Source organism: Neobacillus bataviensis LMG 21833 (assembly GCF_000307875.1).
Lineage (GTDB): Bacteria > Bacillota > Bacilli > Bacillales > Cytobacillaceae > Neobacillus > Neobacillus bataviensis.
The window spans coordinates 98,028-112,063 of the sequence record NZ_AJLS01000137.1 but is presented as its reverse complement, the minus strand read 5'-3'; the positions used below and the strand labels follow the sequence as shown (position 1 = coordinate 112,063).

General features: G+C 40.4%; 10 protein-coding genes. All 10 read right to left on the bottom strand.

All coding sequences use genetic code 11. The features are described from left to right. Window positions 1-58: 58 nt before the first annotated feature. The 10 genes from lacD to BABA_RS21095 all read right to left on the bottom strand — a co-directional run bounded on the left by lacD (window position 59) and on the right by BABA_RS21095 (window position 14,030). Window positions 59-1,072: a tagatose-bisphosphate aldolase gene (lacD, locus tag BABA_RS21140; RefSeq protein WP_007087287.1), complete on the bottom strand. Its 1,014-nt coding sequence runs from the start codon at window positions 1,070-1,072 to the stop codon at window positions 59-61. 13 nt (window positions 1,073-1,085) lie between these two features. Further along, the gene (gene lacC, locus BABA_RS21135; RefSeq protein WP_007087286.1) at window positions 1,086-2,024 is read right to left on the bottom strand and encodes a tagatose-6-phosphate kinase; all 939 of its coding nucleotides are present in this window, start codon (window positions 2,022-2,024) and stop codon (window positions 1,086-1,088) included. Continuing rightward, window positions 2,021-3,187: an N-acetylglucosamine-6-phosphate deacetylase gene (gene nagA, locus BABA_RS21130; protein WP_007087285.1), complete on the bottom strand. Its 1,167-nt coding sequence runs from the start codon at window positions 3,185-3,187 to the stop codon at window positions 2,021-2,023. Before nagA ends, lacC begins: the two co-directional genes overlap by 4 nt. Before the next feature lie 50 nt (window positions 3,188-3,237). Further along, on the bottom strand, window positions 3,238-4,404 hold the full coding sequence (locus BABA_RS21125) for an SIS domain-containing protein (protein ID WP_007087284.1): 1,167 nt from the start codon (window positions 4,402-4,404) through the stop codon (window positions 3,238-3,240). 29 nt (window positions 4,405-4,433) lie between these two features. After that, entirely contained in the window at window positions 4,434-5,333 is a 900-nt protein-coding gene (locus BABA_RS21120; RefSeq protein WP_007087283.1) for an ROK family protein, read from the bottom strand. Window positions 5,334-5,563: 230 nt separating this feature from the next. Then, window positions 5,564-6,319 carry a response regulator transcription factor gene (locus tag BABA_RS21115; protein ID WP_007087282.1) on the bottom strand — a complete coding sequence of 252 codons (756 nt, stop codon included), beginning with the start codon at window positions 6,317-6,319 and terminating at the stop codon, window positions 5,564-5,566. 36 nt (window positions 6,320-6,355) lie between these two features. Further along, the gene (locus tag BABA_RS21110; protein ID WP_162138383.1) at window positions 6,356-8,113 is read right to left on the bottom strand and encodes a sensor histidine kinase; all 1,758 of its coding nucleotides are present in this window, start codon (window positions 8,111-8,113) and stop codon (window positions 6,356-6,358) included. Window positions 8,114-8,268: 155 nt separating this feature from the next. Further along, window positions 8,269-9,588: a Gfo/Idh/MocA family protein gene (locus BABA_RS21105; RefSeq protein WP_007087280.1), complete on the bottom strand. Its 1,320-nt coding sequence runs from the start codon at window positions 9,586-9,588 to the stop codon at window positions 8,269-8,271. A 72-nt stretch (window positions 9,589-9,660) separates the two neighbouring features. Continuing rightward, a complete protein-coding gene (locus BABA_RS21100) occupies window positions 9,661-12,360 on the bottom strand; it encodes an MGH1-like glycoside hydrolase domain-containing protein (RefSeq protein WP_007087279.1) in 2,700 nt (899 codons plus the stop codon). Between the two features lie 116 nt (window positions 12,361-12,476). Then, the gene (locus tag BABA_RS21095; protein ID WP_007087278.1) at window positions 12,477-14,030 is read right to left on the bottom strand and encodes an extracellular solute-binding protein; all 1,554 of its coding nucleotides are present in this window, start codon (window positions 14,028-14,030) and stop codon (window positions 12,477-12,479) included. Window positions 14,031-14,036: the final 6 nt, after the last annotated feature.

Sequence of the window (14,036 nt, the reverse complement as noted above, 5' to 3'; positions counted from 1 at the left end):
CTCTCAATAACACTCATTTTCTTCATTATTACATAATATATCATGACAACTTGTAGAATCAACCCAACAAGTTTAAAGAAACGGATTCAGAAACTTTGTCAAACCATGGACTTGCTGTCTCCTTCAAGACTACGTTTAGTTCTTGAATATTTTTTGTGCCCGAACCTTGTAACCATGTACGGCCAGCTTGTTCTCCTTTTTCAGCAAATGGAGCGACACCATTTTTCCATGTTGCCCTCCCACAAAGGACACCGTTGAAGGTAGACCCGGATTCTTTTGCAAACTGCAATGTTTCCTGGAATAATTCTGCACTAACACCAGCACTTAAAAAGATAAATGGAAGGTCAGTTGCCTCGCTTTGTTCTTTGAAAAAGGCTGCCGCTTCTTCTTGGCTATAAGCAGTCTCGCCTTCCGTATATCCTTCAACAAACTTCATATCTACAGGAACTTCTACTTTCAAAACATCCACCTTATACTGGGGTTTGGAGAATTCCCTCATCGCCTCAATGACCTTATGCGGCTTCACCTTAGCGTATTCTACACTTTTTACATCATCATTTTTGGCATCATACGAAACTATTTCAAGGAAAAATGGAATATCCTCTGCTGCACACTCTGACCCCACTCGTTCCATATACACATGCTTATAGTCGTTGATTGTTTCATCTTCATCCACATCATAATAAAGCAAAAATTTTACCGCATCTGCCCCCGCTTCCTTCAGGCGTCTCACTGACCATTCTGGTAATAAATCAGGCAACCGGCCGACGGTATTGGCATCATACCCCGTTTTTTCATAGGCGACCAATAATCCCGCTTCCGGATGACGAACCTTCGCTGCTGGCAGACCATACTCCGGATCCAGGAGAATCGATGTCGCATATGGGGTCAACTCTTCTGAAACCAATTCTTTAAAACGGATAATTCCCTCATCACCGACAGAACTTGAACTTCCTGCTGCAATCATTTTCTTTAATGAACCGCGCTGATCAATTGCCAAGGCGCCAATAATTCCATTTTCATCGGATAAACGTTTAAGTGCCGCTAGTTTATTTTTTGTTAATTCTAACATATGATTTCCACCTCTAGTAATCTATTTTTCTCACTTCTACTAACTCAAAAAATCGGCTGAACTTCGATCGATCTATATAACCTGTTCCTGCTTCCATGGTGTTGAGCATGCCCGTTGTCATCGCTGTTTTCAGGACATCCGGAACGGACTGGTTTTGTTTCAACGCCACCGCTAGGCCAGCAACAGTGGCATCACCGGAACCAACGGGATTTACCACATCAATCGCTGGGATGGTGACCCGGTAGAAATCTGAACCATGCTTGACAAAGGCTCCATCTCCGCCAAGGGAGACGACCACCCATTCAATTCCATCAAACAGTTCTTTGGCTACTAGTTGCTTCAAGCTGCTTTCACTTTGTTCCACTTCCACGCCTAACAGCTGTGACAACTCCGCGATATTCGGCTTGATGGCAAATGGTTTTACATGATGCAGCAACACTTGTCTTAAGGATTCTCCTGATGCATCAACGATTACTGGAATTCTTTTCTCCCGGCCTATTTCGACCATTTTTCGGTAAAATCCGGACTCCAGCCCTTTTGGTAAACTGCCTGAAATTGTCACAAGAGAGACGTCTGGCAAGAGCACCTGAAATTTTTTTAAAAATGCAGCCCCGTTTTCTGCCGATACTGTCGGCCCGGATTCTAAAATTTCCGTTTGCTTGCCATCATGAAGAATCGCGATACAGTTTCGTGATTCTTGATTGATTTTTAAAAAGTTATTTTCAATGTTGCTTTTCGTTAATTCCTGAATAATGTAATCGCCGATTGTTCCGCCGAGCACACCTGTCGCTAAGACACCTTCGCCCATCTGCCTGATGACACGGGCCACATTTAAGCCCTTGCCGCCGGCAGTTTTTCGGACATGTTCAACACGGTTGACATCATCCAGCTTAAAATCAGCAAGAGGGTAGGAAATATCAACAGATGGATTCATTGTGACAGCTAAGATCATCGAATTCCCTCTTTTCCCGCCTGATATCGGCATTCCCCATCAAGGTACGTCGCCCTTAACTCAAGCTCCGGTGTCAGGACGATAAAATCAGCATCACATCCTGCGGCAATCTTACCGCATTCCCCGTCAATGCCAACGCTTTTTGCCGGTGCTGTACTTGCCATATAGATGGCCTCTTCCGCAGTGGCAATTCCCCAACCGACGGTATTTTTAACAGCATCTTTTAATTGCAAAATACTGCCGGCTAAACTGCCGCTCTCCAAGCGTGCCGCACCGTTTTTTACTTCAACAGGAAATTCCCCGAGCTGATAGTAACCTTCCGGCATGCCGCCGGCCATCATGCAATCGGTGATAAGGATTGTTTCTTTCCGGCCGCGGGCATTCATCAAAATGTTGGCAGCAGCGGGATGGACATGATGTCCGTCACAAATGATTTCGGCAAACACATCCGGCAGATTCATGGCAGCACCCGCCATTCCCGGTTCACGATGATGCAGGCCGCTCATGCCATTGAACGTATGGACAAAAATCGAAGCACCGTGTTCAACGGCTTGCTTCGCTTGATCATACGTCGCATCACTATGGGCGAGCGCAACCGTAATCTGATCGTTCACCGCATGCTCAATAAACACCGCTGCCCCCTGGCGTTCTGGTGCAAGGGCGATTTTTTTAATAAAATGGCCTGACTGCTTTTGCCACGTTTCCAGCATTTCGATCGAAGGGTCACAAAAATACTTCGTGTTTTGTGCGCCCTTATGTTTTTCGGTGAAAAAAGGACCTTCTAAGAAGATGCCTTTTACTTTCGCACCCTGTACTTTCGTATAGTTTTCGCCAATCATTGCCGTTACTTCATTCAACGTTTCTGGCGTTGAGGTAAGGGTCGTAGGTAAAAAGGATGTGACACCGCACGAAAGCAGTCCCTCGGAAATAGCTATTAAGCCCTCCACATCATTGTCCATGACATCATGGTTTTGGTAGCCATGAATATGTGTGTCAACGAAACCCGGGGCAATCCAATGCCCCGCATAATCGATGATTTCAGCTGATTCATGTGGTAATTTTTCAAAAAAGTCACCGAATTTCCCTTCTTTGATTTCAAGGAAACCGGATTCAGTTGTTTGATTCTCAAGAAAAAATTTATCTGCAAAAATAAATCGTTCCATACCTGCACCTCTGTTTAGAAAGAGATATTGGACATCCCTTTCCCGCTGATTTACTTGTATTCGTGAATGGTTACTCCTTTTACAACTCGATTGACCGTTCCGCTTGGTGAAGGGGTATCCGGTGTGTTCCCGACTTTAATCGATGCGAATAGGGCAATGGTTTGGCCAACCATCACATACGGTAATGACAGGTAAGCATCCGGTACTCTAGCAGCGCTGCCGTCAAATGAGAAGGTATCACCGGCAAAATTGGTTTCTCCCACCACGGAAATGGCACAAATCGTGCTGGCAATTTGATCTTGGCTTAATTCTTGTAACATATCCAAATCGTATTGGCGGGTATATGGCTGGTTGGAAACAAAGACAAAAATAGCTGTTTTTTCATTCACAAAGGATTTAGGACCATGGCGGAATCCAAGGGATGAATCAAATGAAGTGGCAATTTTACCGGCAGTTAATTCCAATATCTTTAATTGTGCTTCTCTTGCTAAGCCTTCAAAACCCCCTGAGCCAAGGTAAATAATCCGTTCAAATCCGTCTGCAATCATTTGTTCAATAGCCGCTTCCTTGTTAATAACGGTTTGGCCCATTTTACGAATGTTCGCGACAATGCTCGATTTTTCCTCGACAGACAATGAGTCGAATATAAGCAGTGCCGTTAAGGCCATACAGGTGTAGCTTCCGGTCATCGCGAAGCCCTGGTCATTGGACTTCTCAGGCATCAACAGTAAAAGGTTGCTGTCATCCCCTTTTGCCCGCTGTGCTAGCTTTCCTTCTTTTGAGCAAGTAATCGTAATCTGGTATAGATCCTTTACCACTTGTTCCGCTAATTCAACTGTCGCCACGCTTTCTGGACTGTTGCCGCTTCTTGCAAATGAGATCAGCAATGTCGGGATGTCTGCTTTTAAGAATTGGTAAGGGTTTGATACGATGGCCGTTGTCGAAACACTCATCAAATCCCATTGGTTCTCATCGACTTTTTCCTTTAAATAAGGGGTAATCGTGTCACCCACATAGGCAGACGTTCCAGCACCTGTAAAAATAACCCGGACACGATTGTGCTTTTCTGTTATGTTCTGTAAAAACGATTCAATCTTCTGACTTTTCCCCGTATACAAGGCGAATGCCTCACCCCATAGCTCAGGCTGTTGCTTGATTTCCGCCGTTGTAATCGCTGCCCCCAACGGCATTAATTTTTCGGGACTTAATGTAAACATTTGTGACACTCCTTTTATTTTTTAGATACCTATTCAAATACCCGCAATCCGGCTCCGATGACACCATTATTGTTCTTGATTGTGCTTATGGACATATGGTTTAAAAGATGCTGTTGTTCCGGGATTTGATAGGCTTTTAGTTTTTCTTTTAGTAGATCCAGCAGGAATGGATTATTCGCGATGACACTGCCGCCGAACACTACTTTGTGCGGATCCAGCAGGCAGGAAATGGAATACAGGCCTTGCGCCCAATTGTCGGTTACATCATCGATGATCGTTTGATATTCTTGTGTCCCCGCTTGATACTGTTCAAAGACATTCTTTGTCGAAAGATTCGCCTGCTGCAATTCCTTTTGTGCTAATTTTTCAATCGCTGGCCCGGCAGATGCAAATTCCAGCCGCTCCAGCTTATTCTCCGCTGTCTTTGAAAGAACGGGGATTAGGCCAAGTTCTCCGGCAAATCCGGCCCCGCGGAAAAAGGAACCTTTATGAATAATGGCGCAAGAGATTCCCGTGCTAATTGTGACGTAAACAAATGTTTCATCCCTTTTTGCCTCGGATGCCTTCCACTCGGCAAAGGCAGCCGTGTAAACATCATTGTCGATGGTAATTCGCTCAAGTCCAAATTGCTCCCTTAACCGGGCTGTGACAGGAAACTGTGGCCATGGCAAATTGTTTTGAAACACAGCAATCCCCCGCTCGCGATCCACTTTGCCCGGCACACCGACACCAATACCTTCCATGTCGGTGATAGAAAGGGAGGAATCTTTCAGAACTTGTTCCACCGCATCTATTACTCTCGCAAACATCTTTTCACTGTCTGATGGGTCACTTTTTACCTCGGCGCGATGCAGCAATTCCCCCGTTTCCGAAACGATGCCCGCAGCAATCTTTGTTCCGCCAATATCAATGCCAATTGCCTTTTTCATTTTTCTGCACCTCTACAGTAAATTTAGAAAAGCCTTATTTATAGTGTATCACCTAATGGGTTGTTGGTACAACTTTGTCAGAAGAAAAACTCATAGACATAACGCTATGAGTACAATAACTAACTAACTAATTAATTCTATTATACCACCATCACTTGTAGGGTCAACCCAACATTTAACAAAGCCATATTCAGGGGTCTAAACAGTTCTTCACATTTAATCATGATTATTCATTGCGGCAGCTGCATTTTTCTAAACTCCGTAGGTGAAATTCCATAGTATTTCTTAAATGCTTTTGAAAAATGCGGATAATCTATGTATCCGACCGAATAGGCTACTTCATAGGATTTGGTATAGGGATTTTTTAATATGTCTTTTGCTTTCTCCATTCGTAATTCTGTCAGATAATGAACAAAGCTTTTTCCTGTTTCTTCTTTAAAAGTCCGGCTGAAATAGGCAGTGGATAATTCAATATGCTCTGCCACAATAGGTAAGGATAATTGATCATCATGATAATGCTTTTCTATGAAATGAACCGCATGATTCATTTTAGGAGAAAGATTCTTAAACTGAAGAACCGTTTCATATGTTTCACTTTTTCTTTGTGATCTTGCTCGTAGTTTTTCACTCACTCGTTTAAGTGCTTCTTGAACTAAATCTACTTTAATGGGTTTTAATAGATAATCCGCCGCGCCCATTCGCAATGCTCTTTGGGCGTACTCAAATTCTCCATACCCTGAAACAACGATTGCTTCTGTTGATTCATGTTCTTCGTGTAATTGATGGATTAAATCCAATCCATCCATGACAGGCATCCGGATATCCGTAACTAGCAAATCAGGTCTAAATTCTTTAATTAAATCCATCGCTTCTTTGCCATCTTCGGCTGTACCAACCACTTTAAAATTAAATGGAGCGTTTTCTATCATGACTGTCAGGCTCTTTTTAATCATGTATTCATCATCTGCGATGATAACCTTATACATATCCTTCTTCCTCCTTCAAAATTATCGATAAAAACATTAATTCGTATTGAGCGGAAGCTTTATTTGTATAATGGTGCCTGATTGTGTAGATTCTTTAATATAAATCCCATACGGGTAACCAAATGAAGAACGAATCCGGAAATGAACGTTCCATAACCCAATTCCTTTGGATAACATTTCATAATTGATCGTATTCATTTGCTCCAAATCCCTTAGTTCAAACGCATGGTTGAAGTTGCTAATGCTTTCAAACGCCATACCCTTACCTTTATCGGTTATTTCAAGAAGATAATAGGTTTCATATTGTTGTCCTGCTATTTTTAAATAGTCAGGCTTTATTTTATGGGCTTCATATCCATGTTTGAATGCATTTTCAACGATTGGCTGCAGAATCAGTCTGATCGCATTCACTTTCGAAATAGGTGTATCATCTAAAACAATTTCAACTTTAAGGTAATGGTATCTTTCTTTTTGAATTTCAATGAAACTTTTAATATTCTCCATTTCTTGATACAGCGTTACTTGATAGTGATGTCCTTCCACTGCATATCTGAATATATCAGCTAATGCGGTCGACATGCGGCTAATGGTCATATTTCCTTCAACAATCGCGTGTGAATTGATAATTTCGAGTGTATTATATAAAAAATGGGGATTTACTTGAAATTGCATCGATTGAAGAACCGCTTCTCTTTGTTTCAGTAAAATTTCCTTTTCTTTTAATTCTGATTTATGTACATCCTCAATCAATCGCTCCATTTCCATCACCATCGTATTAAAGCTGCTATTTAATCTTCCGATTTCGTCCTTTTTCCCTTCGTCTGCTCTTATTTGAAGGTTCCCCATCTCCACTTCTTTCATCTTACTTTGCAAACTAGTAAGGGATTTAATTAATTTAAACGAAAATACAACAATAATAAGCAGGGAAAAAATAGTAATGAATATGATGGCTATACTTGCTATATTCCGTAAATGAAGAAGCTCTCCCATTAGCTCTTTTTTGGGAACTTCCGCAATGGTTATCAAATTTGTTAACGGAGAAAGGTTAAAGGTGACAATCTTTTCCCCTTTCGCATCAGTCTTAATAACAGAACCATCTGCATCCAATAAATACTGCTTTAAATCAGCATTGGAGATTTTCTTGCCAAGCTTCGTTTTATCCTGGTGATAGATAATGACTCCATCCGAATTGACGATTGAAATCATCCCTGTTTTCCCCAACTGTGTATCATTGATTATTTTCGACAATTGATTTAGTTTTATATCAATTAATAATAAACCAGTAGATTGATAGGATGTCTTATCAATCAATTTTCTAGCGATAGTTAGAATGGGTTCCCCGGAATTACTTACACCCAAAATTCGATAATTTTCATCTTGGAGATCCTTTACAGTATACTTATTACCACTCGTACTTCCATAACTCGTTACATTCAAACCATCATTCGAAACAATAGCAATCCCGGCAATATCAGGTCTGCTAAAGAGTAAACTAGGAATGACTTCTTTCTTTATCTGCCTGCGAAGGTAAAAACGATTATATAGATCGTCTGTTTCTGCTTTTAGCAGTTGTTGAATCAGCGGGTGCGTAAAAATAGGTAATGTGTTGCGTTCTAAATCGTTAAAATAATATTCAAGATGATGATTCAACTGACCCACAATTTGGACACTAGATTGAGTGGCATTTTTTTCAATCACTTTTGTCGACTGCTCGTACCAAATCACTCCGAATAGAATGAAGGGTACAAATACGGTCAGAACAATTAAAATGGTAAGTTTCGTTTTAATGGACATAGCACCCAATATTAATGCGTCTCCCTTTTTAGACTAATAATAATAGTGTAGTAGGTTCTGAATGTTAGTACAATTAAAACGTAAACTTATATGTTTCCAATAAATTCTAATGATTCCTCATCAAAAGGAGGAATCATTAGAATCATCATTCTACACTATTCATTCATGTTGATTACACGATTTTCTTCATTCGATTGGTCAGCTGCAAAGACAATCAAATGACCATTTATTGAATCCTCCAAAGATGTCGTAGATATAGATGGTTTGTTTCCTTTCAAAACACTGACGAAATCAGCTACTAACCGCAAATCTCCGCCGCCATGCATATCTTCAGATACCTCAATTTCTACTTTTTCTTCCTTAAAGTGATGACCTTTTCTAGCATTGGGATGGCGGATTACAAAATATCCATCCTCCATTGTCCCTTGAATTTCCCCTTTTGTACCAATGATGTGAATGTTCCGGCATGGTTTGGCAGTCCCCCCCATTAAGTTGTGGGTAGCGGTTGTCCCATTCGCAAATTCAATGGCAACAGATTGATGATCTACGACATCATTATCACAATGCCATACACATCTGCCATATGGATTATCCGTTTTTAAGGATTCTATTTTTTGCTGGACGGTCGGCTCAGGACCTAAATGCTGAATACTTCTCCAAGCGTACCAGCCCCAATTACCCTGTTCAATATAATTTTTCTTTGCCGAGTAGGGACATTCATGTTCGATTTTGCAATCAACCAAACAACGTTTGCCGGCTCCCTCAGGTGCCATTTCTGGACGAAAATGCATTAAACTGCCGAAACTTGATACTCTTTTTGGTTTAATCCCGCTCATTAACCATGTAATAATATCTAAATCATGACAGCATTTTGCCAGCAGCATCGAGGATTTGCATATATCCTTTCGATTCCACTTTCCTCTAACAAACGATACCGCCATATGATGATAACTGACATTCTCCGCTGTCTGAATATTGATAATTTCTCCAATCTCATTATCTAATACTCTTCTTTTTATTTCTTTATAAAATGGAGCATAACGCAGGACATGACAAATCATTACTTTTCGATTGTACTGTGCTGCCGTTGCAGACAATGCTTCAATCTCGGATTTTTCTGTACCAATAGGCTTTTCTAACAATACATCATACCCAGCTTTTATGATTGGGATGGTGGTTTGAACATGCAGTTCATCCATCGTTCCATTAATAACCGCATCTGCGAATCTTTCTTTATGAGTAAATGCTTCGATTGACTCAAAACAATTCTCATCAGCAACATGAAAGCGTTCGGCGGCTTTCTTTCTTCTAATGGCATCAGGTTCAACGATTCCAACGATTTGTAATTCATTCGGATGTTGTTCTGCATACGTTGAATATACATTTGTCCTATTACCTGCACCAACGATCACTGCTGTTACAGGGCCTGTCTTCTTTTTCATTTCCGCTACATTTCGTTCAACTGTTTCTACCATAGCAACCCTTTCCTTTTCATGTTTTTATATTTTTAAAACTCTATTTCCTTCTTAATGGACAAAAGAATCCTCTCATTTATGTGCCTTTTCAATCGTCAATAACATTTCTGTATGATTGTGATTTAGATTGATTTCTAACATGCCGGTTTCCACCATATGAAAAGGGATTTCTTTTTGATTCAATTTGACAATATATTTAAAATTTGGATTCATTGTGGCATTAATTGTAAAGCAGTGATTTGGTTTCCCAAAGGATTTTAATCTTGCTAACAGCGAAGTATTGTTCTCGTTAAATTGCTTTTTCATAATCCAAGTATCAAATCCGCAAGTTAAGCGGCCTGGTCGAAAATAGGCACCAAACCAGCTTAGAATTGGATTGGAAAGGCCGCCGAAATGATGCCAACCTGCTCCTCTTCCAGACTCAATGAGAAAATGCTCAAAACAGTTATACGACGTCTCTACCTCTTTTTTCCACAAATTAAGAGCGGTTTTAGCAATTTTTTGTGCAAAAGCCCCTTCCCCTAAATCCAGCATGGTCTTCCAGTAAAACCATTGATGTGGGAACCACACAGCCCCATTCCAATACCCATCGTCCTGATAATACGGGGCAGATTGATCAACAGTTGAAAGGCCAATTTTACTCCAAAGCCTTTGCCCAGATTGCAAATATTCCAGTAATCCTCTTTCTTGTTCTGGTGAACAAATTCCTGCCACTAATGGATATGCCCCGTCCAACCCCATATTATAATTATCGCCAGTTTTATATCTCAAAATATCTATGGGTGTACCTTCTTCATTATGATAAACATAACCAAAGTAGCCTGCATCCTTGTCCCAGGAGTACTTTTGAAGAGCCTCACTGAATAACGAAATATCTGAATCATACTGTGAGACATCTTCAGCTAATCCCCCGAGTTCCAATGCTGCCATTCGCAAAATTTTAGCAATTCGAATGCAATGAGAAGTATTCGATACGGCGGCTGCCTTTTTTTGTAAATGGCTTTTATGTACATATACCTGTGGAGGATAATCATCCCATCCGCCAGAATTATAAAAATAATCCCATGTTTGAATTAAATTTGAAGCGAGCCTTCTTGTGGTTGAACCGTAAGCATGTCCAGCCAAGAAATGATAATACTGGCGCAATCTAGGATAAAAATACGCTAATAATTCCTTGGACTGTGTTTTGTTCCACAACTCTAGGTATAAATAATGCTGAACGGGCACAGGACTTCCGTGATGAATAAAGGCAGCTTGAGTATCACCCGGTTCTGTTAGATAGGCATTTAAACATTCGACAGCACGATTGGTATCTAATTCCAACAGTCCGAGTCCAATAAAGCCAGAATCCCATGTATACAAACTATCCCACCATCGCCCTGGGGTATTATGTTTTATATAACTTTTTTTCACATATACCGGATAAACTACGTTTGTTAATGTCGTCGCAGCTAATCGTTTCTGACTAAACAAATATGGCTCACCGCTTGGGATAACATCATGATCTTCCAATCTTGATGCTATCGATTCACCCATACGAATATAGCTGTCTTTCTTACTATTAAAATTTATCAGCATGTCTTCTACTTCTTTCAAATTCCCATGACAAACCATGCCATAAATCGTTCTAGATGAATTCGGCTTCATAGGGATTGGCCGTAAAAATACATTTGTAAAGTGACCTTCTCCATCGCCTTTAAAAGTGGAATTAACATGGTGATGCACATTGTGCCTCATAAATCGATCCAATTCATCATGATAAAACTCTCTTATCTCATACTGGTCAAAATCCCAGAGTACGCCATAATAATGCTCGATATCCTTATATTTAAGAATTAGGCTATTCTTAATAGGGCCGCTTATCATTTCAGGGATGTGCTCCCAATCAACGGGTTCAAAGAAAATTTCATCCTCTTGTTCGATAACAGCAAAGCCATCCAATTCAAGGGAACCAGCTCCCAATGAAGATAACTTTAGAACATATTCACCCTCTTCTAATGATCCGATTGGAATCACTTTCGTCTGAAAAGTCTCACCCCCATCGAATAGAATCGTTTCATTGATGAGTCCGCGAGCAATAAATAGCGCTTTATTGGCTTCCTTCAAACGGAAACGAAAAACAATGACGGCATTTTTGATTTTTTTATGAAGAGAGAAACGATAGGTTACCTCGTCTCCTTTATCCCTTCCAAACCCCTGTCCGATCCCACTGCCATTCACAAAATGATGATCTCTTACTTCTGCCCGAAAATATCCGTCAGGAACCAGATGATCATCCGCTCTTTTAACAGCAAAATGCAATTCATCATAGTCTAACGCATCCACCCAAATTCCCCCATCTGGAACTATAGCTCGATCGGGTTGGAGAAATTCCTTAGCATGTGAATAATGTGAGGGAAAATTCATGGAAGCCATATAGTGTAAGATAATATTTTGATGCTGGTCGACGTTATTAACGCAATCGCATCGAATCAATCGAGAATTGGGAGTAATTTCGGAAAAGGAAATGTCACAATAAACCTTGTCTTTCCATTCCAACTCATGACGATGGACAAAATAGTTTAAATCAGCTGATGCATCCCAGGGATGATACCCAGATTCCCACATCACATTTGGAACATCCACTTTACGACGATAAAATCCAGGAAAAACACTTAAATCGAAACGGAATCCTTCCTTTTTATCGGATACATGAGAAATACCGATATATTTTTTTGTGTATGGGCCCCAATCTGGAAGAGTTAAATCATGTGTGTTTCGTAAATAATCCAATGCAAACCACCTCACTAGCGCCATAATCAGCCCCGATATAGGGAGGATCGATATGATCATGAATCCTCTAACTTTTTAAAATCCCCCGGCAAAACCAAAACCGGGGGATTTCACCATTATTTCTTGTTTGATTTATACCATTCGGTGGCCTCATCAATAATCTTGGAGCCGCCGCGTTTTTTCCAATCCTCTACGAATTTATCAAAATTATCCAGTGATTCTTTACCCGTTAATACTTTAGCAGCAAATTCTACCCATAAGCCATCCTTTTGCAGTTCAGGTCTTTCCAAAATGGTAGGAGGATTGGGCATACCCAGTCCATCATTTTTTCGTCCTTCGTTTTGCGAGACCTCAATGCCTTGCTTAATCAAATCCCCATGTGGTCTGTTTGCTAAAAACTCCTCATTTTCTAAATGGGATGGTCCAATAAAACGTAAAAAGTTTTGATAGATGGTTTCATTTTGGATACTAGCTTGGTCTGTTGGGTACTTATAATTGATTTTTCCATTTTCAATGGTGTAATTATCCCCTTCAAGTCCATAGGTTAATAGTGTTTGAACATCTTCTGAATAAAACTTGTCTAAAAACTTAATTACACTAACAGGATCTTCATTTGATGCTGGAATCGCCCAGACCATTCCGCCAACTGGAGAAAGAATCGAAGCGCCGCCCTTACCATCTGGACCTGTCGGTGATGGAATAATTTCAAGTTCTGCAGATGGTGTATTATTTTGAATCTCGGTTAACCATTTATCCGGGTAGGTAGGGTCGTGAATAAACATCCCGACATTCCCTTTCCCTTTAATTTTGGCATCCCAATCCTTACCTTGTTGTACCAAAAACTCATTATCCAGTAATTTTTCATCGTAAAGTTCTTTATAAACAGCTAAAGCTTCTTTCATTTCTGGACGAATAAAGTTTGGAAGCAACTTTCCACCCACAACCTTCCAATCGGTAGGAATCACATCATAGGCCCCAAAGACGGCTTCACCATATCTAAAGTTTTCACGTGCAGACCATGGTATCTCATCTTTTTCACCATTACCATTTGGATCTTCATTTTTAAACCGTCTTAACATCTCAACATATTCATCAAGTGTTTTAGGTGTCTCGATATTTAACTTATCCATCCAATCCTTTCGAACCATGACAACAGACAAGTTTCGAACATAGTTTGTAGAAGGGATCGCATAAATTTGACCGTCCTTGCTTACACTTGGACTATCCCATTGTTCTTGTGTAATATATTTCTTTAAATTTGGTGCATGCTTTTCAATCAAATCGTTTAATGGCATAAATACGCCAGAGTCAACAGCTGGTGCAACCTGCGGAGAGTTAATACCATTTACCTCCATTACATCCGGGTATTCTCCTCCAGCAAACACAAGGGTTAAATTTTGTTCATATTCTGCCCATGACAGTAATTCCAGATTGAGTTTTGTATTAGTTAACTCTCCTAGCTTTTTTACATATTTATCATTACTTATATTAGGAGAAGCTTCAACTGCCTGAATTCCCCTATCTGCCATCACAATCTTAATATTTTTATCTTTCTCTGACTTTGAAGCGCTGTCATTTGTCTTCGAACTACACCCTGCAAGTGATAACATAATGGCACACATGACAGCCATCAACAAATAGGCATACTTTCTCTTCTTTCCCTTTAACATCTCATC

Bases quoted from the DNA above. Each gene is read 5' to 3' on its own strand.
- BABA_RS21115 (WP_007087282.1), bottom strand. From the start codon at position 6,319: ATGTATAAGGTTATCATCGCAGATGATGAATACATGATTAAAAAGAGC.
- BABA_RS21105 (WP_007087280.1), bottom strand. From the start codon at position 9,588: ATGGTAGAAACAGTTGAACGAAATGTAGCGGAAATGAAAAAGAAGACA.
- BABA_RS21120 (WP_007087283.1), bottom strand. From the start codon at position 5,333: ATGAAAAAGGCAATTGGCATTGATATTGGCGGAACAAAGATTGCTGCG.
- BABA_RS21125 (WP_007087284.1), bottom strand. From the start codon at position 4,404: ATGTTTACATTAAGTCCCGAAAAATTAATGCCGTTGGGGGCAGCGATT.
- lacD (WP_007087287.1), bottom strand. From the start codon at position 1,072: ATGTTAGAATTAACAAAAAATAAACTAGCGGCACTTAAACGTTTATCC.
- BABA_RS21110 (WP_162138383.1), bottom strand. From the start codon at position 8,113: ATGTCCATTAAAACGAAACTTACCATTTTAATTGTTCTGACCGTATTT.
- nagA (WP_007087285.1), bottom strand. From the start codon at position 3,187: ATGGAACGATTTATTTTTGCAGATAAATTTTTTCTTGAGAATCAAACA.
- BABA_RS21095 (WP_007087278.1), bottom strand. From the start codon at position 14,030: ATGTTAAAGGGAAAGAAGAGAAAGTATGCCTATTTGTTGATGGCTGTC.
- lacC (WP_007087286.1), bottom strand. From the start codon at position 2,024: ATGATCTTAGCTGTCACAATGAATCCATCTGTTGATATTTCCTACCCT.